Genomic DNA, 25,672 nt, shown 5'->3' with positions numbered 1-25,672 from the left:
TGTTGCAGAGAGTGAGGGCCGGGCAGTCCTTTATTGGGCCGGTTCGGCCAGTCGCCACCCCTGTTCGCCCTTCATCATCCACACCTCTGCTTCTTGTGGCAGCACCTGACCTTCCTCGAACTCGCCATATTTGCGCTCGAGCTCCATCAGTCCCATCTCCTGCTGGAAGGGGCCGACCCGGTCGTAGACCAGATCCTCGTCGTGCAGCACTTGCAGTTGGTCCAGCCCCTGCTTGAAGTGGAGCTGGTAGCTCACCTTGACCAGATAGACCCCCTCCATCCGCTCCTCCTTGCCGAGGATGGTGAAGTCGCTGATCTCGAACAGGTTGGCGTCTGTCTCGGCCAGCAGCCTGGCGGTGACCTGTTGCCGGATATCCTCTTCACCGGGTCCTGCACTGCAGCCATAGAGCCAGAGGGCTAGCAGGGGGATGAACCACTTTTTCATCAAAACTCCGGACGGGCGAGACAATCGAAGGGCAAATTTTGCCATGCTGCCGGTCATATACAAGGGATTGCCAGAAAAATCAGCGCGTAACGCATAAGGCGGCCCCTGTCTGCCGACAAGGGGCGCCGCTGGTCAGCGTAGCTGATCAAGCTTGCCCAGAAACTCGGTCGGCCCCATAAAGCCGGTGACCCGCTGCCCTGTCAGCTCCTGGCCCTCGCGGTCGAAGAAGATGAGGGTCGGCAATCCCAGCACGTTGAGGCTGTTGAGCAACTCGATACCGGCATCGTCGTTGGCGGTGACATCCGCCTGCAGCAGCACCATCTGGCTAAAGCGCTCCCGCACGGCGGGGTCACTGAAGGTCTTGTGCTCGAACTCCTTGCAGGCGACGCACCAGTCGGCGTAGAGGTCGAGCAGCACCGGCTTGCCGTGGGCGGCGGCCAGTTGCACCTTGAGATCATCCAGCGTCTTGATGCGGACAAACTGCGGAGCGCTCTGGCTGGCATTTGCCGTGACGGTGCCGGTAGCGGGCGGTTGCAGCAGATCCTTGCCCACCACCACGGCGCTGATCATCGCCAGCAGCAGTACGAAGCCGCGCAGGCTTCTGGCCACCGAGTGGGGCTGGTGCTGGTTGTGGTGATAGAGGTAGCCGCACAGCAGCAGCCCCCAGCCAAGCCAGGCGAGGGTGGCAAGCTGATCGCTCCAGAGCCGTGACAGCAGCAGGATCGGCACCGCCAGCAGCGCAAAACCAAACAGCTGCTTGATCACATCCATCCAGGCGCCCGCCTTGGGCAGCAGCTTGCCCCCCGAGGTGCCGAGCAGCAGCAGTGGCAGCCCCATCCCGAGCGACAGCGCATAGAGCGCCGCGCCGCCAAGCCAGAGATCGCCGCTTTGGGCCACGTAGATGAGGGCCCCCGAAAGCGGCGCTGTGGTACAGGGTGAGCAGACCAGCCCGGAGATCATCCCCATGATGGCGACCCCGGCGACCGAGCCGCCCTGTTGGCGGTTGGAGAGACCGGAGAGGCGGGTTTGCAGGCTGCTTGGCAGTTGCAGGGTGTAGAGCCCGAACATGGAGAGGGCTAGCAGCACGAACATCACCGAGAGGCCGATCAGCACATAGGGGTGTTGCAGCGCCGCCTGGAATTTCAGACCTGCCGAGGCAACTACCAGCCCCAGCAAGGTGTAGGTGACTGCCATCCCCTGCACATAGACCAGGGAGAGCAGGAAGGCGCGACCGGTGGAGAGGCGATGACCGGCACCGGCGATGATGCCGGTCAGAATGGGGTACATGGGGAAGACGCAGGGGGTGAAGGCGAGCCCCAGCCCGAGCGCGAAGAAGGCGACGATGCTGAGCCAGAACCCCTGATGGCCGAGGGCGGCGGCCAGCTGATCCTGCTGGCTCACTGGTGCGACGCTTTGTGCCGTTTCAGCAGTGGACGCTGTGGTTACCGTGACCAGCGGGGCCACATCAATCAGTTTGTCGGTCGGCGGGTAGCAGAGGCCGTCGGTACAGCCCTGATAGCGAACCCGCAGGGTGGCGTTTTCCCCCACCTCCTTTAGCGGCACCGTGATGCTGACCTGCTGGTAGTAAACCCGGGTCTTGCCGAAGAAGTCATCCTCGTGCTCGCTTCCTTCCGGCAGGGTTGGCTCGCTGAAGGTGAGGTTGTTTCCCTTGAAGCGCATGCTGTGGCGATAGAGGTAGTAGTCGTCGGCGATGTGGAGGGTCAGCTGCAGCTGATCGCCGCGCTGTTCGCTCTCGATCTGAAAGGCTTCATCGACCTGCAAAAATTTGGGTTTGGCGTTGGCTTCAATGCCCAGCGAGCTGAGCAGATCGGCGCCGCTGGCGTGAGCAGGGGCGCTGCCCACCGCTGTCATCAGCAGGGCACAGATCAGCAGCAGGGGAGAGAGCAAGCGGGTGAATGTCATGAGGTCTCCCCGTTCAGCCAGTCGAGGTAGGCGGGCAGCCCGGCACTCACCGGCAGGGCCAGCAGCTCGGGCACCTCATAGGGGTGATGGGCTTGAATGCATGCTTGCAGCTCGGCAAAGAGCGGCTGGCGGGATTTGATGATGAGCTGGATCTCGGTGGCGCGCTCCACCTTGCCTTGCCAGCGATAGACGGAGGTGACCCCCGGCAGCTGATTGATGCAGGCGGCCAACCGCTGGTTCAGCAGCTGTTCGCAGAGGAGGTCGGCACTGGTTTGATCTGGGCAGGTGCAGAGCACCACAATGGCGTCGGTCATAAAGCGGATCTTCACCTCGTTGGGGTAAACCGGGCGGGCAACGCGAACGTTGAAGATGAGTGTGGAAAACGCGCCCGAAAATCAGCGGCTACTATACCCCAGAGCCGCTTCAAATAGCATCTGTCGCCATTTGTGAGCCAGCGCCAAAAATTAGTAGGGGGCATGAGATAGACGCTATCGGAGGGACAGGGCAGAATGAGCGGGCTTGTTCCCAATTGACGTAAGGAAATGTATGACCCAACAGAATGAGCAGCAGAGAAACCGCATGTTGAGCCTGCTGCGCGAAGGTGAGCGCCGCATGTTGGTTCAATTGGCCGGGCTGCTGCGCACTACCGCCGATGAAATCAATGCCGAGCTGGAGAAAGAGGAGCTGATGGCCACCCTGGAGCAGCCCATCACGGTGGAGTATCTCAACGGCGTGGTGCAGCACCATCTGTTCGAGCGCAAGCACAAGGGGGATATGGCGGTTGCCCAGCAGATCCTGAGCGATTATCAGAGCGAACTGGACGCACTGCAGGCCGCCCAGGCCCAGCCTGAAGAGGCTGCCGCTGCCGATGAGAGCGGCGAAGAGCTCAAGGCCCAGGCCTGAGTGACGGGCAGGTCTGAATCCTTACCTCTGAATCAGCCGGCCTGCCCCCGCTGACCCCTCTTGCGGCACCATCATGTCTGTCATGATGGTGCCGTGCTTTTAACGCTCGCTATTAATCTTTTAAGCCAGGCGTCTGCAAGCCAACCTCTTCCACTCCACATCTTCAGCTCAGGCCTTCAACACAAAGCACTCTGCCGTGCCCTTACTTGCGTCACTTATTGTGTAACGATGCGGGGGATGGGGAATATCTTGTCGTAGCTCAGGTTGTAGAAGAAGGCATAGATCAGATAGAAGATCGCAAAGCCCAGATCCAGGAAGAAGGCTTCCAGCAGCGTAATGCCAAGCCACAGAGACATGATTGGCATGGCGGCCAGCAGTAATCCCCCTTCGAAACCAATGGCATGGAGCACCCGTTGCCACAGGGTCTTGTGGGTATGGCCCTGATATTTGAGCAGCAGTTTGTCGACCCCGACGTTGTAGACGTAGTTCCAGGCGGTAGCCAGCAGCGAGAAGAAGATCGCCAGCGGTCCCATATGGCTGAGATGGATGCCGGTGGCCCAGCTGGCCAGCGGGGCGGCGATGAACAGGCCAATCAGTTCAAAGCCGATGGCTTGGCGGATACGGTCGTTACGGGTACGCATAAATCACTCTCTTTCGCAGATGTGTTGACAGATAACAGCGCCAATCTATCGCCTTTTTGCGATAGCTTCACGTTGGTATCTATCGCTAAAATAGATGGATAACGCCCGCGCCCGGGCCCATGCAGGGGATAGACAGGATGAATCCGTCACTGGAACCACTCAAAATCTTGTTGGCCGCCGCCGAAACCGGCTCGTTTTCCGCCGCCGCTCGCAAGCTGGGCAAGGCGCAGTCGGTGGTGAGCAGCGCCATCGCCAATCTGGAGATCGATCTGGGACTCACCCTGTTTGACCGCAGCGGACGCTATCCGCAGCTGACGGAGGCGGGGGCCCGCATGGTACAGGAGGCAGGGATCCTGCTGGCGCAAAGTGAACGGCTTCAATCCATTGCCGGGGAGCTGGCGGCCGGGGTGGAGACGCGCCTCACCCTGGCTATCGATGATGACTCCCACCTCCCCTGGCTCGGCGCCCTGCTGGAGGAGTTTGCCACCCGCTTCCCGACCGTGGAGCTGGAGCTGCTCTTTCCGCTGATGGAGGATGTAACCGAGATGCTGATGAGCGGCCGCGCCCAGCTCGGCATCACCTACCGGCAGGCCCATCCCCAACGGGAGATTGTCGCCCGTTCGCTGGGGGAGGTGGCCATGCCACTGGTGGTGTCACCGGATCATCCGCTGGCCCGCAAGCAGCCGCTGCGGGAGGTCGATCTGCAGGGGGCGCGCCAGCTGATGGTGACCGGCCGACGGGAAGGGAGCGAGCGCCAGCGTTTTCGCATCTCGGCTCAGGTGTGGTGGGTCGAGGGGGATCTCGGGGTGCTGGAGCTGGTCAAGCGGGGCCTTGGCTGGTCCGCCATTCCGGCATTTCTGCTGCATCAGCCGCTGGCGCGGGGCGAAGTAGTGGTGCTGGAGCCGGACTTTATCGCCAGCCACGCGTTGGCGCTGGAGCTGCAGTGGCATCGCGCCCACCCGCTGGGGCAGGCGGGGCGCTGGCTGAAGGAGGCACTGCTGGCGCGCGTGCCTCGCTAGCCGACCTTACTCGGTCAGTGCGTAAGGCAGGGGTTGCAGGGTGAGGCGGGAGCCTTCGTCCTGCTTGAGGCGGAATTGGGCGTCAGCCTCGGTATCTTTCGGCAGCACGGCGGTGAGCCACACCTGCCCGGCCTGTTGCCAGGCGTTGAGCACCATGCCGCTGCGGCGCCAGTTGTCACCCAGTTGCAGCTCCAGGGTATCGCCGCTGGCGACCGGCGCGCCAGTGGTGCCCGCCAGCAGGAACAGGGCGCGGTTGTTGGCCCCGCGATACTTGGCGCGGGCTACCGTCTCCTGCCCCATGTAGCAACCCTTGTTGAAGCAGATGCCATCCAGCGCCTGCAGGTTGAGCATCTGCGGGATGAACTCCCCCTGATGCACCGCTTCCATGTGCGGCAGACCCGCCTTGATGTCGAATCCCCACCAGAGTGACTCGTCACCCTGCGGCAGGGCGTCGGCTTGTTGATTGCTTACCAGCAGCCAGCGATCCTGTTCGATCTTCACCACCATGCCGCCGTCGATGAGACCGCTCTGCGCAAGGCCAAACTGCGCGGCGATCCACCCATCGCTGCCCGCACCGGCGATCCCGGTGGCGTGGCGCTCATCGGCGGCGATCTCGACCTTGGAGAAGACGGCAAATTTCTTCAGCTCCGGCAGCTGGCGCTCCAGAACCGAGGGGCTGGTCAGCAGCAGCAGGCTGTCGTCGAGGCAGAGCAGGCGGAAATTGCTCCACAGCTTGCCCTTGGGATCACAGTGGCCACCCGGGGTCTGTTGCCCCGGTTGCAGGGCGTTGACATCACAGGTGACCTGACCTTGCAGATATTTGGCGCGATCCTCGCCGCTGATACGGGTGATGGCCAGCTTGGTCAGGAGGAAGCGGGTCGGCTCGGCAGGAAAAACAGGTGGTTGCAGGCTCACGATGGTATTCCAGAGAGAAAGTATGTGAGCTGCATGGTAAAGACGTAACTAATGTTTGTCAGCCGGAAAATCCAGCTGGTACCATCCCCCGGTCTTTGTAAGGAGAGTGCCATGTTGAGCCCAGTTGAAAAATCCCGCCTGAAGTGGGCCTGCCGTCGCGGCATGCTCGAGCTGGATGTGATCTTTATGCCCTTTTTCGAACACGAGTTCGATTCCCTGAGCGACGCCGATCAGCAGACCTTTATCCGCCTGCTGGCGAGCGACGATCCGGATCTGTTCAAATGGTGCATGGGTCATGGTGTTCCTGCCGATCCCGCATTTGCCGCCATGATCCCGATGATCCTGGAGCGCAATCAGGCGCGCCACGACCGCCAAGGGTAATACCGTGGAGCGGGTGATCATCATGGTTCACCCCTCCCGCCATCAGCAATGTGTGCTGGTGGCCCTCTTTCTGTTGCTGCTCTGGCCGGTGGCTGGCCTGATTGCCGGTTGGCAGTGGGCACTGTGGCTGCCCGTCTGGTTGGTGGCGCTCTGGCTGAGCTGGCGGGCGCTCGCCGCGCCCCCGTTCGAGCTTATCTGGGATGGTCAGTGGTTGCAGTGGCAAGGTCGCCGCTATCAGCTCGGCAAGAAAAGCCGCATTCTGCCCGGTGTGCTGAGGCTGGTGCTTTGCCCCGAGCCGCAAGAGAGTGGAGCTGTGTCGCCACGGCAATTGTGGCTCTTCTCCGACGCCCTTCCTCCCGAACATTACCGTTTGCTGGCGCGAGCCATTCACTTTCTGCCGTCCCGGCGCTGACAGCTGTTTCCCGTGATGACCATGCGCTGATTTATCGCGATAAGCTGCTGCCATGTGGCTGGCGGCACTATTTGCTGAAAAAAACGGCTGAAAACAAGTGACCCCGCCGGGGCGGGGTCACTGATAGCTGCAACGCTTGGCAGGAAGGGGATTAATCCCGCTCCGGGGTCAGCACGGTCGGTTTGGAGTCCGGCAGCATATCCGGATGATCCAGGTTGTAGTGCAGGCCGCGGGACTCTTTGCGCTGCAGGGCGCAGTTGACGATAAGCTCAGCCACCTGCAGCAGGTTGCGCAGCTCCAGCAGATTGTTGGAGACCCGGAAGTGGGCGTAGTACTCCTGCACCTCCTGCTTGAGCAGATCGATGCGGCGCTTGGCGCGGGCCAGACGCTTGTTGGTGCGCACTATCCCGACGTAGTCCCACATCATCAACCGCAGCTCGTGCCAGTTGTGCTGGATCACCACCAGTTCGTCGGAATCTTCCACCTTGCTCTCGTCCCACACCGGCAGGCGTGGCGGCTCGACGCTCATCGGCAGCTTGGCCAGAATGTCGGCCCCCGCCTGATGGGCATAGACCACGCATTCCAGCAGGGAGTTGGAGGCCATCCGGTTGGCGCCATGCAGACCGGTGTAGGTCACTTCACCGATGGCGTAGAGGCCCGGGATATCGGTCTGGCCATTGTTGTCGATCATCACGCCACCACAGGTGTAGTGGGCGGCCGGCACGATGGGCATCGGCTCCTTGGTGATGTCGATGCCGACCGCGAGGCAGCGCTCATAAATGGTCGGGAAGTGCTTGATGATGAAATCGGCCGGTTTGTGGCTGATGTCCAGATACATGCAGTCGGCGCCAAGTCGCTTCATCTCGTGGTCGATGGCGCGGGCGACGATATCGCGCGGCGCCAGCTCGGCCCGCTCGTCAAACTCCGGCATAAAGCGGCTGCCGTCCGGGCGGCGCAGGTAGGCCCCCTCGCCACGCAGTGCTTCGGTCAGCAGAAAGTTGGGATCATCCGGGTGGAACAGGCTGGTTGGGTGGAACTGGTTGAACTCCAGGTTCGCCACCCGGCAGCCGGCCCGCCATGCCATCGCGATGCCATCGCCAGAGCTCACATCCGGGTTGGAGGTGTACTGGTAGACCTTGGAAGCGCCACCGGTCGCCAGCGCCACGAAACGGGCGCGGATCACTTCGACCTGCTCGGCGTTGCGGTTCCAGACGTAGGCGCCCAGCACCTTGTTGCCCGGCAGATTGAGCTTGCGGGTGGTGATGAGGTCGACCGCGTTGAAGCGCTCCATCAGCTGGATATTGGGGTGGGCACGGACCTGATCGATCAGAGTGAGCTGGACTGCCTTGCCGGTGGCGTCCGCCGCGTGGAAGATGCGGCGATGGCTGTGACCCCCTTCGCGGGTGAGGTGATAGTGGGATTCACCGTCGGCGTTCTCCTCCTGATCGAAGGGGACGCCTTGCTTAATGAGCCACTGGATCGATTCGCGGGCGTGGCGCGCGGTGAACTCTACCACTGCCGGGTCACACAACCCGGCGCCAGCGTTGAGCGTGTCGCTTACGTGAGATTCGATACTGTCGGTTTCGTCGAAAACGGCAGCGATGCCTCCTTGCGCGTAGAAAGTGGCCCCTTCACTGATGGGCCCCTTGCTCAGAACCAGGACTTTGGCGTGGTCTGCCAATCGCAACGCGAGGGACAAACCAGCGGCACCGCTGCCAATGATCAGTACATCGCAAAGGTATTCAACACTTGCTTTCATAAGTATCATTGGCCTGGATTAAGAACTGGCCCCATGGTAGCCCAAGCGAGGGCGAGGATGCATCCTGCATCACATTTTTTTCAATTGAAGCGAACTTTCTCTGATTCTCCCTGTCTGAACTTGTGCGCTTAGGAAGGGCCGGAAAAGAAGAACGATAACCTGATGGGGGTTTTACGGCTCTGATGAGCGACCAGAATCTACTGGACGAACAGCTGGTTGAACGGGTCCAGCGCGGCGATAAAGCAGCTTTCAACCTGTTGGTAAAAAAATACCAGCATAAGGTGGTCAACCTGGTCGCCAGGTATGTCAACAATCCCGGTGATGTGCCCGATGTGGCGCAAGAGGCCTTTATAAAAGCCTACCGGGCATTGCCGACGTTCCGTGGCGAAAGTGCTTTTTATACCTGGTTGTACCGAATTGCCGTGAACACGGCGAAGAATTATCTGACCTCCCAGGGGCGCAGGCCGCCCAGCAGTGATGTGGAGGCTGACGAAGCGGAGTCTTATGGTGGTGGCGAAGCCTTGCAAGAGGTCTCAACCCCCGAAAACCTGGCGCTGACTGACGAGATCAAACGCACCGTGTTTTCAGCCATAGAGGCATTGCCGGAAGACCTGAGGACAGCTATCACCCTTCGCGAACTGGAAGGGCTGAGCTACGAAGAGATTGCCGAAATCATGGATTGCCCAGTGGGTACGGTCAGATCCCGTATCTTCCGGGCGAGGGAAGCAATCGATAAAAAGCTGCAACCTCTGATCGAGAATTAACTGGGGAAAGACGGGTTAACTTATGGCAAATAAAGAGCAAATCTCTGCCCTGATGGATGGTGACCTGAGTGACGCAGAGGTACTGAACGAGCTGGAGATGGACTCCGACTTGCAAGATACCTGGGGTCGTTACCACCTGATCGGCGATGCCATGCGGGGTGACCTGCCGGTCAATCTGCAACTGGATCTCAGCGACAGCATCATGGCTGCGCTGGAGGATGAGCCCACCATACTGGCACCCAAGCCGGTTGAGGCTACGCCTGTGCTGCAACCGGTCGTTGCACCGGGCAAGACAGATTCCAATGTCGTTCCGCTGTTCCGCCGGGTCGGTCAGCAGCTTGGTCAATATGCCATTGCTGCCTCCGTTGCCGCTGCCGTCATTTTCGGGGTGCAGCAGTATCAGGGTCAGGATGGCGTGCCGACCAATCCGGTGCTCAATACTATTCCAATTGGTGGCAGTGCTTCGCCGGTGAGCGTCCACTATCCGCAACAGGATGGAGCCCGTGCCCGTCAGCAAGGGCTGAGCGAGCAGCAGATGCAGGAGCAGCGGGAGCGGATCAACGCCTTCCTGCGTGATCACCAGTTGCAGCAGCGCCTGTTGCAAGACAAACAGAACCAACAATAACGAATCGTCAGGGATACCAACGTGCGCCAGTCCAGCCGTATTTTGCTGGCCTCTCTCCTGCTGATCAGTGCCAAGGCCTCGGCCGACGATAAGTCGGCCGAGGCCTTGTTGCAGCAGATGCAGAGTGCCGTGCAGCAGCAAAACTTCGAGTTATCCATGGTCAAGGCCCGTCAGGGGCGTCTTGAGCCGATCCGGATCAGTCATGCCGTCATCAACGGCAAGGAAATTGCCCACCTCAGTTACCTCGACGGCAAGGCGATCGAGTATCTGCAGCGTCAGGATGAATACACCTTTTTTGAAAACAGCCACGAGCCCTACACCCTGAAGGATGCCCGCTTTCCCGGCGTCTGGTCGACGCTGGTGAGGATGCCGCTGGCGCAGGTGCTGGAGAGCTATGATCCGGTACTGGCTGGCCGCAGCCGGGTCGCCGGAGTGGTAGCGCAGGTTGTGAGGCTGGTGCCTAAAGAGGCCGACAAGTATGGCTTCGTGCTCTGGATTGACGAGCAGAGTCACTTGCTGCTGCGGATCGACATGGTCGAGCGGGAAGGCAATCTGGTGGAGCAGGTGCTGGGGGTGGATCTGGAGTTGCAAAGCAAACCGGCCCCCTGGCTGGTGACCCTGGCCAACAGCAAGCAGCCTCCGGCGCTGGCGCTGGAGGATGCCTATCCTGCGCCGCAGCAGGCGCTGAACTGGCAGATCACCTGGTTGCCCGATGGCTTCAAGATCCTGTCGCAAGACCGGCACCAGCTGGTGACCACCAGTATGCCGGTGGATTACATGATGCTCTCCGACGGGCTGGTGGATCTCTCGGTCTATGTCTCCCGGGTGGATCCCAAGCAGGCGGTGCGACAGCAGCTGATCCGTCAGGGGGCGACCTCGCTGGTGAGCTATGTCAACGAAGTGGGCGTCGAGATCACCGTGGTGGGCGAGGTGCCTGCCGAGACCGCCAAGCGCATCGCCGAGTCGGTCCAGCCGCTGGCCCGCAACGAAGCGGTGCAGTAACGGGGGCGCCGGGGTTGTTCCCGCTTGCCGGGCGTGGCGAGTCGTGGTCAGATCCCCTTATTGCATGAGCCCGAGGTGTTGCCGTGAACGAGATGAGTGAAGAGTTGGCGACCGTAGTGGCCATTGAGGGTGACCATGCCTGGGTGGAGTGCGAGCGGCGCTCCGCCTGCAGTGGTTGCCAACAGCAATCCAGTTGCGGTACCGGCACCGTGGCCAAGGCGTTTCCCCTGAAAGCCCCCCGCTTGCGGGTCAGACTGACCGCCGAGGTGCGGGTTGGCCAGCAAGTGAGGCTCGGTATCCCGCAGCAGAGTCTGCTGCGCGGGGCGGCGTTGGTCTATGTGCTGCCGCTGTTCTGCCTGCTGGCCGGCGCCCTGTTGGGGCAGCTCTGGCTGGCGCCGCTGCTCTCGGGCGGGGAGGGGATTACCATTCTCTGCTGTCTGCTGGGGGGCGTGCTGGGCTTTTTACTGGTTCGTTACTTTTCCAACCGCCTGGATCAGGGGCGCTACGGCCCGCAGATGCTCGGCGTGGTGGTCCCTGTCCGCATCCTCCCCTGACTGAACAGGCGCTATTTCACTGGCGCTGGCGACTAAAGAATGGCCGTCAGCCGGGTTATCCAGTAAAATCGCGCCTCCATAACTGACCTTAACTAATTTTGAGTGACTCTTGCTCGATGAAACACATTCGTAACTTTTCGATTATTGCGCACATCGACCACGGTAAATCGACCCTGTCGGACCGTCTGATCCAGACTTGCGGTGGCTTGTCCGACCGCGAGATGCAGGCTCAGGTGCTTGACTCCATGGATTTGGAGCGCGAGCGCGGCATCACCATCAAAGCACAGAGTGTGACCCTGAACTACCAGGCACAAGACGGTAACACCTACCAGCTGAACTTTATCGACACCCCGGGCCACGTGGATTTCTCCTACGAGGTCTCCCGCTCTTTGGCGGCCTGTGAAGGGGCGCTGCTGGTGGTGGATGCCGGCCAGGGGGTTGAGGCACAGACTCTGGCCAACTGCTATACCGCCATGGAAATGGAGCTGGAAGTAGTGCCGGTGCTTAACAAGATTGACCTGCCGGCCGCAGAGCCGGAGCGGGTTGCCGAGGAGATCGAAGACATCGTCGGTATCGACGCGGTCGATGCGGTGCGCTGCTCTGCCAAGACTGGTCTGGGTGTCGATCTGGTGCTGGAAGAGATCGTGGCCCGCATTCCGTCACCGGAAGGTGATCCGGATGCGCCGCTGCAGGCGCTGATCATCGACTCCTGGTTCGACTCCTATCTGGGCGTTGTCTCTTTGGTGCGGATCAAGAACGGTTCCCTGAAGAAGAACGACAAGATCAAGGTGATGAGCACTGGTCAGGTGTGGGGTGTCGATCGTATCGGTATCTTCACGCCCAAGCAGGTGGATACCCAGGGTCTGGGCTGTGGCGAGGTAGGTTGGGTTGTCTGCGGTATCAAAGACATCCACGGCGCGCCGGTGGGCGATACTCTGACTCAGGCCAAAAACGGTGCCGACAAGGCGCTGGCCGGTTTCAAAAAGGTGAAGCCGCAGGTGTATGCCGGTCTGTTCCCCATTTCCAGCGATGACTACGAGTCGTTCCGTGACGCCCTCGACAAGCTCTCCCTGAACGATGCCTCCCTGTTCTTCGAACCGGAAAGCTCCACAGCGCTGGGCTTCGGCTTCCGTTGCGGCTTCCTCGGTATGCTGCACATGGAGATCATTCAGGAGCGTCTGGAGCGTGAATACGATCTGGATCTGATCACCACGGCACCGACCGTAGTGTACGAGATCGAGCTGACCGACGGTTCCACCATCCATATCGACAGCCCGGCCCAGATGCCTGCCATCACCAGTATCAAGGAGATGCGCGAGCCGATCGCCGAGTGTCATATCCTGCTGCCGCAGGAGTACATGGGCAACGTGATCACCCTCTGTATCGAGAAGCGTGGCGTGCAGACCAACATGGTCTATCACGGCAAGCAGGTGGCACTGACCTATGAAATCCCGATGGCGGAAGTGGTGCTCGACTTCTTCGACCGTCTGAAATCCACCAGTCGCGGTTACGCCTCGCTGGATTACGGCTTCAAGCGTTTCGAAACCTCCGAGATGGTCCGTCTGGACATCATGATCAACGGTGAGCGCGTCGATGCCCTGGCCATCATCACCCACAAGGAGAACGCCCAGTATCGCGGTCGCCAGGTGGTGGAGAAGATGCGTGAGCTGATCCCGCGCCAGATGTTCGATATCGCCATTCAGGCTGCCATCGGCAACCAGATCATCGCCCGCAGCACCGTCAAGGCGTTGCGTAAAGACGTAACCGCCAAGTGCTACGGTGGTGACGTGAGTCGTAAGAAGAAACTGCTGAACAAGCAGAAAGAAGGTAAGAAGCGGATGAAGTCCCTCGGCCGTGTAGACGTGCCGCAGGAAGCCTTCCTCGCGATTCTCCACGTCGGAAAGGATTAATAGATGGCAAGCACGTTTTCCCTCATCCTGGTGGTGGTCTGCGCGATCACCGGTGTTATCTGGTGTCTGGACAAGATGATTTGGTCCAAACAGCGAGCCGCCAAGATTGCCGTGGCCCGTGCCCATGGCGGCGCTCATCTGGATGACAAAACACTGGCCAAGGTTGCTCCCGTGCCGGTCTGGATTGAACAGACCGCCGGGGTCTTCCCGGTCATCACCTTTGTGCTGATCCTGCGTTCGTTCATCTTTGAACCGTTCCAGATCCCGTCAGGTTCCATGATGCCCACCCTGCTGGTGGGCGACTTCATCCTGGTGGAAAAGTTTGCCTACGGTCTGCGGGACCCGGTGACCAACACCAAGTTCCTCGAGACCGGCGAGCCCAAGCGTGGCGATGTGGTGGTGTTCAAGTATCCCCTTGAACCGCGCGTTGACTACATCAAGCGGGTGGTTGGCATGCCGGGTGATCGGGTCATCTATCGCAACAAGGAGCTGATGATCCGGCCCAAGTGCGAGGAGCAGGAAGGGAAAACGTGCCCGGGCTTCAAGAAGCTCGACGTCAAGTTTGAACAAAGAGGCGAATTTACCCAGATGGGGATCCCCCTTGACCGCTATACCGAGCAGTTGGGTGATGTCTCCCACGAGACCCTGCGTAATCCGCTGATGCCCGATATGGTTGGCCGTTACTATCGCCAGCCCGGCACCTACCCCGATGAGTGGGTCGTACCGGAAGGCCAGTATTTCGTGATGGGCGATAACCGTGACAACAGCACCGACAGCCGCTTCTGGGGCTTTGTGCCCGAGCAGAATCTGGTCGGCAAGGCGGTCGCTATCTGGATAAGTTTTGAATTCGAGCGCGAAGAAGGCTCCCTGCTGCCAAGTTGGGTACCGACAGGTGTGCGCTTCAACCGCATTGGCGGAATCAAGTAAATGAATATCAAGATGAACAGACTGCAGTCCCGTCTCGGGCATGTCTTTCAGGATCAGGAACTGCTGACCCGGGCGCTGACTCACCGCAGCGCCGGCTCCCGTCACAATGAGCGACTGGAATTTCTGGGTGACTCCATTTTGAGTCTGGTGATTGCCGATGATCTGTTCCACCGCTTCCCGCAAGCGGCGGAAGGGGATCTCAGCCGGATGCGCGCCACCCTGGTGCGTGAGAAGACCCTGGCCGAACTGGGCCGGGAGTTTGACCTCGGGGATCACTTGATCCTCGGCCCCGGCGAACTCAAGAGCGGCGGTTTTCGCCGCGAATCCATTTTGGCCGACACGGTCGAGGCGGTGATCGGTGCCGTCTATCTGGATAGAGATCTTGAGACGGTGCGGACCCTGCTGCTGAGCTGGTACGCCAGCCGTCTGGACGAAATCAAGCCAGGCATCGAGCAGAAAGATCCCAAGACCCGTCTGCAAGAAATTCTGCAGGGAAGCCGCAAATCCCTGCCGACCTACACAGTGACCAACGTCAAGGGCGAAGCCCACAACCAGGAGTTCACCGTCCAGTGTGACGTGGAAGGCTTGGATGGTCCGCTGGTCGGGGTCGGCACCAGCCGCCGCAAGGCCGAACAGGCCGCAGCGCAGCAAGCATTGGAAAAACTGTCATGACAGATACCACCTACTGCGGCTTTGTCGCCATCGTGGGCCGCCCCAACGTCGGCAAGTCCACCCTGCTCAACAAGCTGCTTGGCCAGAAGGTCAGCATCACCTCGAAGAAACCCCAGACCACCCGTCACCGGATTTTGGGGATCGACACCGAGGAGAACTACCAGACCATCTATGTGGATACCCCGGGTCTGCACATCGAAGAGAAACGGGCCATCAACCGCCTGATGAACCGTGCCGCTACCAGTTCGCTGGGTGATGTGGCCATGGTGGTGTTCATGGTCGATGGGACCCACTGGACCAAAGATGACGAGATGGTGCTCGGCAAGCTGCGCAATCTCAAGTGCCCGGTAGTGTTGGCGGTCAACAAGATCGACAACGTCAAAGAGAAAGAAGATCTGCTGCCCCACCTCGAGTGGCTGGGCCAACAGATGAACTTCGCCCATATCCTGCCCATCAGTGCCGAAAAGGGCACCAACGTGGAGAAGATCCGCGAGTGGGCCAAGCCGTTGCTGCCGGAGAACATTCACTTCTTCCCGGAAGATTACGTGACCGACCGTTCGTCCCGTTTCATGGCCTCCGAAATCATCCGCGAGAAGCTGATGCGCTTCACTGGTGAGGAGCTGCCCTACTCGGTGACGGTGGAGATCGAACGCTTCAAGGTGGAAGAGAACGGCCTCTACCACATCCACGGCCTGATCCTGGTCGAGCGTGATGGCCAGAAGAAGATGGTCATCGGCAATAAAGGCGAGAAGATCAAGACTATCGGCACCGAAGCGCGCCTCGACATGGAGCGGCTGTTCCAGAACAAGGTGCACCTCGAGCTGTGGGTCAAGGTCAAGTCCGGCTGGGCTGATGACGAGCGAGCCCTGCGCAGTCTCGGTTACGGCGATGATTAAGAACCTGTGCACGCGCTTACTGCGAGGCCATGATCAAGGCTCATGCGCTGCTCGGAATCCTCATGTATTCACATACACTCCGGTTCCTGCGCTGCTCTTTACCTTGCTGACGGCCTCTCGTGACAGTGCGTGGACAGGTTTTGAGAGGTAATGGCGGATTGCTGAGCCCGGCTTTCGTCATCCACAGTCGGCCCTATCGGGAGACCAGCCAGCTGGTCGAGGTCTTCACCCAGGATAGTGGCCGATTTACCCTGGTGGCTCGCGGTTCTCGCGGGCCACGCTCCCCCCTCAAGGGGCTGTTGCAACCCTTTACCCTGCTCACCATCGCCTGGCGCGGCAAGGGGGATCTCAAGAACCTCACCCAGGTCGAATGCCCGGATCACTCCCTGCGACTAGGGGGCGATCGCCTCTTCTACGGCCTCTATCTCAACGAGCTGGTCTACTACCTGCTGGAAGCCCACACCCCGTTCCCCGAAGTGTTCGACGCCTATGCCCGTGCCATCATGGCGCTGGCCGATGGCGAGACGCCGGAGCTGCCCCTGCGCCGCTTCGAGTTCCTGCTGCTGCAGGCGCTGGGCTATGCGGTGGATTTCGAATACACGGCGGACGACGAGTCGCCTATCGAGCCGACCCTGCTTTATGGCTTCGAGCGTGAATTGGGCTTTGTCGCTTGCGAGCGGGCGCCGGATCCCCGTACCCTGTTTCTCGGTGCCCACCTGCTCGCCTTTGCCGAGGGACGGTTCGATACCCCTCCCTTGCTGCAGGCGGCCAAACGTTTCAGCCGGCTGGCGCTGCAACCCTATCTGGGTAAGCGCCAGCTAAAGAGCCGGGAGCTGTTTTTAAAACGCCGGAATAGCTTGGGTTAACCGCTCTGCGGCGTGACCCGACACGGTAAGAATGTTACCTACGTCCGATTACGCTGCGCTAATCGAACCTACGAGCTGATATACGGATATTCGCGCGGTAGCCGCGCAGTCAACAGATGAAGCCTTTCAAGGAGTTCTCAATGAGTGAAATCTATCTGGGTGTGAACATCGACCATATCGCGACTCTGCGCAACGCCCGTGGCACCCAGTATCCGGATCCGGTACAGGCCGCCTTCGTGGCCGAGCAGGCCGGGGCCGATGGCATCACCGTGCACCTGCGTGAAGATCGCCGCCACATCACCGACCGTGACGTGGAGATCCTGCGCCAGACTATCCAGACCAGAATGAACCTGGAGATGGCGGTAACCGAAGAGATGATCGGCATCGCCTGCCGCATCAAGCCCCACTTCGTCTGTCTGGTACCGGAGAAGCGCACCGAAGTGACCACCGAGGGCGGTCTGGACGTGGCTGGCCAGCTGGACAAGGTGACTGACGCTGTGGCCCGCCTCTCTGCCGTGGGGGCTCAGGTATCCCTCTTTATCGACGCAGATCCCCTTCAGATCGATGCGGCTGCCGAGAGTGGCGCCCCCTTTATCGAGATCCACACCGGCCGCTACGCCGATGCCACCACAGATGCCGAGCGCAATGCCGAGTTCAAGCGCATCGCCGCCGGAGCCTCCTACGCCGCTGGCAAGGGGCTCAAGGTCAATGCCGGCCACGGCCTGCACTACCACAACGTCAAAGCCATCGCCGCCATCCCCGAGCTCTATGAGCTCAACATCGGCCACGCCATCATCGGCCGCGCCGCCTTCGACGGTCTGGCCAAGGCGGTCAGCGACATGCGCCTGCTGATGCAGGAAGCCCGTCAGGGGATCTGATCCGCCAGCCAGGGCGCGGCTTGATACCGATCGCCAGAAACACTAAGGGAAGCCGCGGCGTCCCTTGTTGTTTTTGGGCCTGTTCACGCGAGGGCAATGGGCTGGCGGCCACCGCGCTGTAATAACCCAGCACAATCGGCTATAAGCAGTTGATGTCAAAAGGGTTACACTGGTTGGCCCTGTGAGCTGGACGAGATTGTTATGGAGCACCCCCTGTACCACCCCGATATCACCGACCTTGAACCTGTCGCTCGTGCGGCGGGTGCAGCCATCATGGCGATCTACCGCGAGCCTTTTGCTGTGGAGTACAAGAGCGACGAGAGTCCGCTCACCGCTGCCGACAAGGGGGCTCATGAGGTGATTGTGCAGGGGTTGGCGCGGCTGACCCCCGATATCCCTGTGTTGTCGGAGGAGTCAGACCCCGAGGTAATGGCCGCGCGCCACGGCTGGTCACGCTACTGGCTGGTGGACCCCCTCGATGGCACCAAGGAGTTTGTCTCCCGTAATGGTGAGTTCACCGTCAACATCGCGCTGATTGAAGAGGGGGCGCCGCGCTGGGGACTGGTCTATGCGCCGGTGCTGGGCAAGCTCTGGTATGGCGGCAAGGGGTTCGGGGCCTGGCGCATTGCCGATGGCAAGCGAGAGTCCATCCAGACCCAGCCTCATCGGGAAGGAGAGGCGTGGCGGGTGGTGGGCAGTCGTAACCACCTGTCGCAGGAGACCCTCGATTTCTTGGCTCCTTTTGGTGAAATCGAGCTGGTTTCGATGGGCAGCTCCCTCAAGTTCTGCATCATTGCCGAGGGGGGCGCCGAGCTCTATCCGCGCCTTGCGCCGACCTGTGAGTGGGATACCGGCGCGGCGCAGGCGGTGCTGGAGGGGGCGGGTGGCAGCGTCACCCAGCTCGACGGTTCACCCCTTGCCTACAACAAGCCCGACATCCTCAACCCCTGGTTTGTCGCCAGGGCGTGACCTTGCCGGTGCGCGGAGCATCTCTCACACCGCCCAATAAAAAGAGGCCGGAGCGGGTTGTGCACCCGTTCCGGCCTCGTTGCATCTGACGCGGGTTTAAAAGACTTTCTTGAACGGCTTGATGGTGACCTTGGCGTAAACACCGGCGGTCACATAAGGGTCGGCATCAGCCCAGGCTTTGGCGTCAGCTTGCGAGGCAAACTCGGCGATGACGGTGCTGCCGGTAAAGCCTGCATCGGCTGGGTCCTCGGCATCGATGGCCGGGTTGGGACCGGCGGTCAGCAGGCGACCCTCATCCTGCAGGGCTTGCAGGCGAGCCAGATGGGCAGGGCGAACCTGCTTGCGCAGTGGCAGGCTATCGGGGACATCTTCGGAGTAGATGAGATACCACATGAGAGGATCCTTTTCTGATGAGGGTTATTTTTTGGGTTCGTCTTTTCGCTGGGACAACTGCTCGGCAGGGATATGGCGGTAGAGATAGACGCCACTGAGCAGGGTAAAGACCAGCGTCATCCCCAGCAAACCGAACACCTTGAAGTTGACCCACATCTCTTGCGGCATGTTGAACGCCACGTAGAGGTTGAGCAGGCCACAGACGGTAAAGAAGCCGACCCAGCCGAGGTTGACCTTGTCCCAGATCGCATCGGGCGCTTGCAGCTCCTTGGCCAGCATCTGCTTGATCAGGTTCTTGCCAAAGCCGTAGCGACTGATGAGCAGACCCAGTGCGAACAGTACGTTGATGACAGTCACTTTCCACTTGATGAAGGTGTCATCGTGGAAGAAGACGGTGAGGCCGCCGAAGAAGCCAACCAGCAGGAAGGTGAAGAGCTGCATCTTCTCGACCTTGCGGTAGCGGAGCCAGCTATAGGCGAGTTGCAAACCGGTGACCACCACCAGTGCGCCGGTGGCCATGTAGATGTCGTAAAACTTGTAGACCGCGAAGAAAACGATAAGTGGAATAAATTCAATAAATTGCTTCATGTCTGGCGCGTAGCCCTCAAGAATGGAACTCAAAATTTTGTCCAGTTTACCTGCCCGATAGGCAACGGCAAATGAATAAGACCGCCCAATTTACGTCCAGTTCCCTGGCGCAGCGCTAGCCAAATAGCTGGCGGGCAAGGGGCTCGCCCAACCGTTTTTGATCCGCCAACAATTCACGGATGTGGTGCTCTTCGATAAGGGGGTTGAGCAGCACGGCGCGCAGCAGGGTGAGCGGTTGGCTACCGTAGCGCACCACCGCCCGCTGGGTGCGGGAGACAAAGCTGTGCCCCTCGGCGCGCTGGGCTTTTTGCAGGGCCACGTTGAAGTCGTTGATCTGCGTATTGGCCGCTTCGTCCAGCGGTTTGCCCTGCAGATGGGGCGGGATGCAGCGGTAGGAGAGCAGGTTCATCACCGGTGCCGACATCAACTCGAAGGCGGGGTCGCTGTCGATGAGCTCGGCCATCAGTCGGGCACGGTCGTAGTTGGCCTCGATGAGGCGGGCGTAACCCTGCAGGCCAAACAGCTGGAAGGCGGCATCCAGATAGAGGGCGTTGGCCGGGCGGGTGCCCTCCAGCGTAAAGCGCCCCTGATCGAACGAGGTGGCACGAATGGCGTAGGGGGCCTCCCGCTTGACCGCCATCATCAGGTCGGGCTGGCGGCAGAGCAGCATGCCGGTACCGAGCGGCACCAGCAGTTGCTTGTGACCATCCAGCGTGACGGTATCGGCCCGCTCGATACCCTCAAGCAGCCCCTGATAGCGGGGGGAGAAGAGGGTCGGGCCACCCCAGGCGGCATCCACGTGGAAGTGGATCTGCTCGCGCTCGGCGATGGCCGCCAGCTCCGGCAGGGGGTCGATGGAGCCAAAGTCGGTACTGCCCGCCACGCCGACCAGCGTCAGCACCTTGAGCTTCTGTTCTTTGCACTGGATCAGCGCCTGCTCCAGCGCAGCCAGACTGAGTCGGTTCTGCTCGTCGGTCTCAAGGCGCCAGACGCTGCGGGCGCCCAGTCCCAGCAGATCCATCCCCTTGTCGAAGGAGTAGTGCATCAGCCGGGAACCCAGAATGACGGCGCCTCGATAGCCCTGCTCATAGAGGGCGAACAGGTTGTCGCCGCAGGCGCGGTTGCGGGCCAGCCAGAGGGCGGTGACGTTGGCGATGGTGCCGCCGCTGGTCATGACGCCGAGGGCGGCATCCTTGGCATGCATCTGCTCGCCGTAGAAGGCATCGTCCCTGCCATAGATGAGGCGGTGCAGCTTGGCCAGCACCTCCCGCTCCAGAAAGCTGAGCAGGCGGGAGGACTCCATCTTCATCGGATTCTGGTTGAGCATCACCAGCAGGCGCGACAGCTCGGCGGTATAGGCCGGTAGTGGCGCGGTCATGTGGCCCATGTAGCGGGGTGAGGTGAGGTGAGAGGCGCCGGGCACCAGGGTGGCCAGCCGCGCCAGATAGCTCTCGATGGAGAGGCCGACCGCAGGCATACGGGATTGATCGAGCTGGTGGATGAACTGGTCGCGCTGGTAGGGGGCCTGACTGTCATCCGAGTGGTGAAAATGTGCCAGCATGGCGCTCATTGCGTCGCCAAAGGCTGCATCCGGTTGTGTAAACAGCTCAGTCAACTTCATCAGGTTCTCCAGACCAGGTCACCGGGGTAGGTGTCTATGCCGCTTGTCTCGGGCATCGGCGGCAGAGCATACACCAAAGGTTGGCAGGTGGCAGCCACTCCATTTTTTAAGCGAACGCTTGTACTCTGAAATGGCGCTGGGTAGAGTGAGCCACAGTTATTGTGGAGTCGATGTTATGAGTGGTGTGATGGATTACTCCCCCCGGGAGGAGCTGGCAAACCGGCTGAGCCACGGTGCGGGATTGTTGCTGGGGATTGTCGGGCTGGTGCTGCTGCTCATCAAGGGATGGGGGCAGGGCACGCAGGCGCTGGTGAGCTACAGCCTCTATGGCGGCAGTCTGGTGCTGCTCTATCTCGCCTCGACCCTCTATCACAGCATGGCGGAAGGGCGGGCCAGACGCTGGTGCAAGGTGTTTGATCACTGTGCCATCTATCTGCTGATTGCCGGCACCTACACCCCTTTCTTGCTGGTGGCCCTCGATACGCCGCTGGCGAAGGGGTTGATGGTGGTGATCTGGGCCCTGGCGCTGGCTGGTGTGGTGTTCAAGCTGGTGTTCATCAACCGCTTCAAGAAGTTGTCGCTCTTTACCTACCTGATGCTGGGCTGGCTGTCGCTGGTGGTCATCTATCAGCTCTACATTCATCTGGCCGGTGAGGGGCTGCTGCTGCTCGGACTCGGCGGCCTGATCTACAGTCTCGGGGTCATTTTCTATGTGGCCAAGCAGATCCCCTATAACCACGCTATCTGGCACCTGTTTGTGCTGGGTGGCAGTGTTTGTCACTTTATGGCCATTTACGGTTACGTCGCCTAACGTCGTGTAACTAGCCCTAAATTGGTATTTCTAGCGCGTAAAAGGATAAATTCGTGCGGTATCACACAGTTGGCTTCAGCGTTTGCTGACAAGCTAGGGACAGTTCAATTCGCAAAGGATGCACGAAATGAGTGATATCGCGCTTTCCATCAGCATGTTGTCGCTGGTGGCAGTGCTGGGACTCTGGCTGGGAAACTGGCGGGTCTATGGCGTTGGTCTGGGGATAGGGGGGGTGCTGTTCGGCGGCATCATTGTGGGTCACTTTGCTGGTGCTTCCAATCTTGCGCTGGATGCGCAAACTCTTCACTTTATTCAAGAATTTGGTTTGATCCTGTTTGTCTACACCATCGGCATCCAGGTCGGGCCTGGCTTCTTTTCATCTTTGCGCAGTTCGGGGCTCAAGCTTAATGCCTTTGCCGCCTTGCTGGTCATCCTTGGTTGCGTGGTAGCGGCTGCGCTGCACCAACTGTTTGATGTCCCGTTACCCGTGATCCTCGGGGTCTTCTCCGGTGCCGTCACCAACACGCCGTCCCTCGGTGCCGGGCAGCAGATCCTGGCTGAGCTGGGCGCTGCGCCCGGTTCGACCGGCTTGATGGGGATGGGCTATGCGGTTGCCTATCCGTTCGGCATCTGTGGCATTTTGCTCACCATGTGGCTGGTCAGGGTGTTCTTTCGCATCAAGATCGACGATGAAGCCGCCCAGTTCGAGCAACAAACCGGTAAAACCAAAGAGAGTTTGCAGACCATCAACATCGCGGTCCGCAATCCCAATATGCACGGTCTGATGCTGAGCGAGATCCCGAGTCTCGATGAGTCCGATGTGATCTGCTCTCGCCTCAAACGGGGTGAGGAGCTGATGGTTCCTCGGCCTGATTCCCGTATCGAGCTGGGTGACTTGTTGCATTTAGTGGGGGAGCGCCACGCGCTGCACAAGGTATTGCTGGTGTTGGGAGAGGAGGTGGAGACCTCGCTTTCGACCCGAGGCACCGATCTGCGCGTCGAACGGGTGGTGGTGACCAACGAGCAGGTACTTGGCAAGAAGATCCGCGATCTTGACATCAAACAGCGTTATGACGTGGTGATCTCCCGTCTCAACCGGGCGGGCATCGAGCTGGTTCCGACCAGCCAGACCAGTCTGCAGTTTGGCGACATTCTCAACCTGGTAGGGCGTCTCGACGCCATCGAAGCGGTGACCAATGTAGTCGGCAACGTGCAGCAAAAACTGCAACAGGTGCAGATGTTGCCGGTATTTATCGGGATCGGCCTCGGTGTGTTGCTGGGCTCCATCCCCTTCTATCTGCCCGGATTCCCTGCCGCGCTCAAGCTGGGTCTGGCGGGTGGGCCCTTGGTGGTGGCACTGATCTTGTCGCGGATCGGCAGCATCGGCAAGCTCTACTGGTTCATGCCCCCCAGTGCCAACCTGGCGTTGCGGGAGATCGGTATCGTGCTGTTTCTGGCGGTGGTGGGCTTCAAGTCGGGGGCCGGTTTTATCGATACCCTGATCAACGGTGATGGTCCGGCCTGGATGCTCTACGGCATGGCGATCACCCTGATCCCGCTGCTGGTCGTCGGGGTGCTGGCGCGCCTCTACGGCAAGATGAACTATCTGACCCTGTGCGGCTTGCTGGCGGGTTCCATGACTGATCCTCCCGCGCTGGCCTTTGCCAACGCAATGCATCCAACCAGTGGTGCCAGTGCGCTCTCATACGCCACAGTCTACCCGCTGGTGATGTTCCTGCGGATCATCTCGCCGCAACTGCTGGCCATCATCCTCTGGGCAGGTGCCTAGGGTGGAAGCAGACAGGGGCATGCATTGTCATGCTCCTGTCGTTGTTCTGTAATTTATTGATAATTTTGGTTTTTATTTTTCCGAATTCACGGATTTATACCCTTCTCTCTGGCTGAACGATTCAGCCTCAAATCACTTTATCCTTTCGAATTTTCGAGCTGGTTATTTGTACTTTCTGTATGCACAGTAGGCTGTGGCTTATTGCATGCAAATCAGGATTCAGGAGAGAACATGATTACCAATGCCGTTACCTTGGAACAGGGTGTAACCGTAACCCAACTCAAAGGACAAATTTACCTGGTGGCCGCAGATGGCAGCCGGAAACTGTTGGCTGAAGGTGATGTGCTGCCGAAAGGCGCGGTGATCATGTCACCTGATGGCGGCAGCTTTATTGGCGGCGGACAGTCGTTCAATGTGCAACCGGCCAGCGAGCAGACTAAACCGGCCGAAGAGGGCGATGCTTCCCAGTTGGCGCAGAATGGTGCCGCGGGAACGCCCAGTGATATCAATGCATTGCAACAGGCAATTTTGGGCGGGGCTGACCCGACCCAAGCCTTTGAAGCATCCGCTGCAGGTGGTGCTCCGGCTGCTGGTGGTGGCGGTATTGGTGGTGTTGCCGGTTCCAGTGGGAACGGCGGTTTTGTCACCATCGATCGGGTAGGTGATGCCACCATCTCCCAGGCTGGGTTTGATACCACCTACAACAATGGTGCCGCGCCTACACTGGATGCGACCGGCGTTGCAGATCAGCCTTTTATCTCTGCTAATCTGACCCTTGCTGCCCAGCCCCAAGTCAATGAAGGTGGTTCTATCACCTTCACTGCGTCTGTTGATGTACCTGTTTTTGGTACCGATCTGGTTATTACTCTCTCCAATGGTGCGGTCATTACCATTCCTGCTGGCCAGAACACAGGTTCTGTCACCGTGGCAGCTCCTGCCGACAGCCCCTATGTTGACCCGTCCACGATCACTGTTTCGATCACCGGTACTCAAGGCGGTGGTTTCAACCAGATCATTACCGGCCCTTCAACAACTACCCAGATTAACGACACAGTGGACACCACCACGGTGACCCTGGGTGCTCCGGCGCAGGTCAACGAAGGGGGCCAGATCACCTATAGCGCCAGCGTTAACAACGCCCCGCAAAGTGACTTGGTTTTGACCCTGTCCAACGGTGCCAGCATCACCATCAAGGCGGGCGAGCTGAACGGCAGCGTGACGGTCGATGCCCCGAGTGACGATGTGTACCAGGATGGCAGCAGCCTGACGGTGAGCATCACCGGCAGCAGCGGTGGTAACTACGAGCAGCTGGACACCAGCAGCAAGGTGACCACCGAGGTGGCTGATACCGTGGACACCACCACCGTGACCCTGAGCTCGGCCACCAATGGCCAGACCGTGACCGAGGGCGGCAGCATCGTCTACACCGCCAGCGTCAGCAACCCGGTGACTGGCAGCCCGCTGACCGTGACCCTCTCCAACGGGGTGGTGATCACCATTCCGGTGGGCAGCAGCAGCGCCAACAGCGAGCCGGTACCGGTTCGTGGTGATGACATTTATCAGCAAGGTGAAGAGTCACTGAGCGTCACTATCGACAAGACCAGTGGTGGCAATTACGAGAACGTTGTTACCACTGGCACCATCACCAATACAGTGGTGGATGATCAGGATGCACCGACCCTGACCCTGACCGGCGATGCCAATGTGGTCGAGGGGGGCAAGGCCAACTACACCCTGACCATCAGCGACGCACCGAAAACCGATTTGACCGTCAAGGTGGTGGTGGGGCACATCACCACCGATAACGGTGATGTCCAGGCGGTGACCCGCGACGTGGTTATCAAGGCGGGCGAGACCAGCGTCAAGTTTGATGTTGAGACCCTGGATGACGTTTATGCGGAAGAGGCCGAGCAGTTCCAGGTCAGCGTTAGCGGCACCAGTGGCGGTGGCTACGAGAAAGCGCCAGCCCTGCCGGTTGCGGTGATCACCACGGTGACCGACGAGCCCAAC

Annotated in this window: 27 protein-coding genes; 18 read left to right on the top strand and 9 right to left on the bottom strand. The window is 59.9% G+C overall.

Translation table 11 applies throughout. The annotated features are described in order from the left end of the window. Nucleotides 1-30: 30 nt before the first annotated feature. The 3 genes from LD28_RS0107200 to cutA form a co-directional block, all read right to left on the bottom strand. Entirely contained in the window at nucleotides 31-444 is a 414-nt protein-coding gene (locus LD28_RS0107200) for a hypothetical protein (protein WP_033136307.1), read from the bottom strand. A gap of 132 nt (nucleotides 445-576) precedes the next feature. After that, nucleotides 577-2,367, bottom strand: a complete 1,791-nt coding sequence (locus LD28_RS0107195) for a protein-disulfide reductase DsbD (RefSeq protein WP_033136306.1) — start codon at nucleotides 2,365-2,367, stop codon at nucleotides 577-579. Beyond that, the gene (gene cutA, locus LD28_RS0107190) at nucleotides 2,364-2,681 is read right to left on the bottom strand and encodes a divalent-cation tolerance protein CutA (RefSeq protein ID WP_033136305.1); all 318 of its coding nucleotides are present in this window, start codon (nucleotides 2,679-2,681) and stop codon (nucleotides 2,364-2,366) included. The genes LD28_RS0107195 and cutA overlap by 4 nt, the downstream gene beginning before the upstream one ends. 232 nt (nucleotides 2,682-2,913) lie before the next feature. On the opposite strand from cutA, the gene LD28_RS0107185 reads away from it, so the two are divergent. Continuing rightward, complete coding sequence (locus LD28_RS0107185; RefSeq protein WP_033136304.1) at nucleotides 2,914-3,270, top strand: hypothetical protein; 357 nt, start codon at nucleotides 2,914-2,916, stop codon at nucleotides 3,268-3,270. Between the two features lie 215 nt (nucleotides 3,271-3,485). Here LD28_RS0107185 and LD28_RS0107180 read toward each other — a convergent pair whose 3' ends face one another. Further along, complete coding sequence (locus LD28_RS0107180) at nucleotides 3,486-3,911, bottom strand: PACE efflux transporter (RefSeq protein WP_033136303.1); 426 nt, start codon at nucleotides 3,909-3,911, stop codon at nucleotides 3,486-3,488. A gap of 137 nt (nucleotides 3,912-4,048) precedes the next feature. Between LD28_RS0107180 and LD28_RS0107175 the strand changes: the two genes are divergently transcribed. Beyond that, on the top strand, nucleotides 4,049-4,930 hold the full coding sequence (locus LD28_RS0107175) for a LysR family transcriptional regulator (RefSeq protein ID WP_033136302.1): 882 nt from the start codon (nucleotides 4,049-4,051) through the stop codon (nucleotides 4,928-4,930). Nucleotides 4,931-4,936: 6 nt separating this feature from the next. On the opposite strand, the gene ygfZ is transcribed toward LD28_RS0107175, so the two are convergent. Beyond that, a complete protein-coding gene (gene ygfZ / locus LD28_RS0107170) occupies nucleotides 4,937-5,845 on the bottom strand; it encodes a tRNA-modifying protein YgfZ (RefSeq protein ID WP_033136301.1) in 909 nt (302 codons plus the stop codon). A gap of 111 nt (nucleotides 5,846-5,956) precedes the next feature. Between ygfZ and LD28_RS0107165 the strand changes: the two genes are divergently transcribed. Both LD28_RS0107165 and LD28_RS0107160 read left to right on the top strand, forming a co-directional pair. Beyond that, complete coding sequence (locus LD28_RS0107165; RefSeq protein WP_033136300.1) at nucleotides 5,957-6,226, top strand: FAD assembly factor SdhE; 270 nt, start codon at nucleotides 5,957-5,959, stop codon at nucleotides 6,224-6,226. Between the two features lie 19 nt (nucleotides 6,227-6,245). Continuing rightward, nucleotides 6,246-6,638 carry a protein YgfX gene (locus LD28_RS0107160; protein ID WP_033136324.1) on the top strand — a complete coding sequence of 131 codons (393 nt, stop codon included), beginning with the start codon at nucleotides 6,246-6,248 and terminating at the stop codon, nucleotides 6,636-6,638. Nucleotides 6,639-6,789: 151 nt separating this feature from the next. On the opposite strand, the gene nadB is transcribed toward LD28_RS0107160, so the two are convergent. Further along, entirely contained in the window at nucleotides 6,790-8,397 is a 1,608-nt protein-coding gene (gene nadB, locus LD28_RS0107155; RefSeq protein ID WP_033136299.1) for an L-aspartate oxidase, read from the bottom strand. A 182-nt stretch (nucleotides 8,398-8,579) separates the two neighbouring features. Between nadB and rpoE the strand changes: the two genes are divergently transcribed. The 11 genes from rpoE to cysQ all read left to right on the top strand — a co-directional run bounded on the left by rpoE (nucleotide 8,580) and on the right by cysQ (nucleotide 18,460). After that, nucleotides 8,580-9,161: an RNA polymerase sigma factor RpoE gene (gene rpoE, locus LD28_RS0107150; protein ID WP_005335411.1), complete on the top strand. Its 582-nt coding sequence runs from the start codon at nucleotides 8,580-8,582 to the stop codon at nucleotides 9,159-9,161. Nucleotides 9,162-9,183: 22 nt separating this feature from the next. Further along, nucleotides 9,184-9,786 (top strand): sigma-E factor negative regulatory protein, encoded by a 603-nt coding sequence (locus LD28_RS0107145; protein WP_033136298.1) that lies wholly within the window; start codon nucleotides 9,184-9,186, stop codon nucleotides 9,784-9,786. 21 nt (nucleotides 9,787-9,807) lie between these two features. Beyond that, nucleotides 9,808-10,788, top strand: coding sequence for a MucB/RseB C-terminal domain-containing protein (locus LD28_RS0107140; protein ID WP_033136297.1), 981 nt, complete (start codon nucleotides 9,808-9,810; stop codon nucleotides 10,786-10,788). A 92-nt stretch (nucleotides 10,789-10,880) separates the two neighbouring features. Continuing rightward, nucleotides 10,881-11,342, top strand: coding sequence for a SoxR reducing system RseC family protein (locus LD28_RS0107135; RefSeq protein ID WP_033136296.1), 462 nt, complete (start codon nucleotides 10,881-10,883; stop codon nucleotides 11,340-11,342). 116 nt (nucleotides 11,343-11,458) lie between these two features. Continuing rightward, the gene (gene lepA, locus LD28_RS0107130) at nucleotides 11,459-13,252 is read left to right on the top strand and encodes a translation elongation factor 4 (RefSeq protein WP_033136295.1); all 1,794 of its coding nucleotides are present in this window, start codon (nucleotides 11,459-11,461) and stop codon (nucleotides 13,250-13,252) included. 3 nt (nucleotides 13,253-13,255) lie between these two features. Further along, nucleotides 13,256-14,179 carry a signal peptidase I gene (gene lepB, locus LD28_RS0107125; protein WP_033136294.1) on the top strand — a complete coding sequence of 308 codons (924 nt, stop codon included), beginning with the start codon at nucleotides 13,256-13,258 and terminating at the stop codon, nucleotides 14,177-14,179. Then, entirely contained in the window at nucleotides 14,180-14,851 is a 672-nt protein-coding gene (gene rnc, locus LD28_RS0107120; protein ID WP_033136293.1) for a ribonuclease III, read from the top strand. Beyond that, the gene (era, locus tag LD28_RS0107115; RefSeq protein ID WP_033136292.1) at nucleotides 14,848-15,747 is read left to right on the top strand and encodes a GTPase Era; all 900 of its coding nucleotides are present in this window, start codon (nucleotides 14,848-14,850) and stop codon (nucleotides 15,745-15,747) included. The genes rnc and era overlap by 4 nt, the downstream gene beginning before the upstream one ends. 158 nt (nucleotides 15,748-15,905) lie before the next feature. Further along, a complete protein-coding gene (gene recO, locus LD28_RS0107110) occupies nucleotides 15,906-16,613 on the top strand; it encodes a DNA repair protein RecO (RefSeq protein ID WP_033136291.1) in 708 nt (235 codons plus the stop codon). A gap of 140 nt (nucleotides 16,614-16,753) precedes the next feature. Beyond that, nucleotides 16,754-17,491 (top strand): pyridoxine 5'-phosphate synthase, encoded by a 738-nt coding sequence (gene pdxJ, locus LD28_RS0107105; protein WP_033136290.1) that lies wholly within the window; start codon nucleotides 16,754-16,756, stop codon nucleotides 17,489-17,491. 201 nt (nucleotides 17,492-17,692) lie between these two features. Next, nucleotides 17,693-18,460, top strand: a complete 768-nt coding sequence (cysQ, locus tag LD28_RS0107100) for a 3'(2'),5'-bisphosphate nucleotidase CysQ (protein ID WP_156120132.1) — start codon at nucleotides 17,693-17,695, stop codon at nucleotides 18,458-18,460. Nucleotides 18,461-18,556: 96 nt separating this feature from the next. Here the strand turns inward: cysQ and LD28_RS0107095 are convergent, their stop codons facing one another. The 3 genes from LD28_RS0107095 to LD28_RS0107085 all read right to left on the bottom strand — a co-directional run bounded on the left by LD28_RS0107095 (nucleotide 18,557) and on the right by LD28_RS0107085 (nucleotide 21,062). Continuing rightward, entirely contained in the window at nucleotides 18,557-18,853 is a 297-nt protein-coding gene (locus LD28_RS0107095) for a YciI family protein (RefSeq protein WP_005335344.1), read from the bottom strand. Nucleotides 18,854-18,877: 24 nt separating this feature from the next. Next, entirely contained in the window at nucleotides 18,878-19,441 is a 564-nt protein-coding gene (locus tag LD28_RS0107090) for a septation protein A (RefSeq protein WP_033136289.1), read from the bottom strand. A gap of 115 nt (nucleotides 19,442-19,556) precedes the next feature. Continuing rightward, nucleotides 19,557-21,062, bottom strand: a complete 1,506-nt coding sequence (locus LD28_RS0107085) for a pyridoxal-dependent decarboxylase (protein ID WP_033136288.1) — start codon at nucleotides 21,060-21,062, stop codon at nucleotides 19,557-19,559. Nucleotides 21,063-21,237: 175 nt separating this feature from the next. On the opposite strand from LD28_RS0107085, the gene trhA reads away from it, so the two are divergent. The 3 genes from trhA to LD28_RS0107070 all read left to right on the top strand — a co-directional run. Then, nucleotides 21,238-21,873, top strand: coding sequence for a PAQR family membrane homeostasis protein TrhA (gene trhA / locus LD28_RS0107080; protein ID WP_005335337.1), 636 nt, complete (start codon nucleotides 21,238-21,240; stop codon nucleotides 21,871-21,873). A 127-nt stretch (nucleotides 21,874-22,000) separates the two neighbouring features. Next, nucleotides 22,001-23,662 carry a putative transporter gene (locus LD28_RS0107075; RefSeq protein ID WP_033136287.1) on the top strand — a complete coding sequence of 554 codons (1,662 nt, stop codon included), beginning with the start codon at nucleotides 22,001-22,003 and terminating at the stop codon, nucleotides 23,660-23,662. A 231-nt stretch (nucleotides 23,663-23,893) separates the two neighbouring features. Then, nucleotides 23,894-25,672, top strand: a 1,779-nt coding sequence (locus tag LD28_RS0107070; RefSeq protein WP_033136286.1) for a retention module-containing protein, incomplete at its 3' end; no start/stop codon positions are given.

The organism is Aeromonas finlandensis, assembly GCF_000764645.1.
In the GTDB taxonomy this organism is placed as follows: Bacteria; Pseudomonadota; Gammaproteobacteria; order Enterobacterales; family Aeromonadaceae; genus Aeromonas; species Aeromonas finlandensis.
Note: the sequence above shows the minus strand (reverse complement) of the source record. Positions and strands in the feature narration are given on the sequence as shown.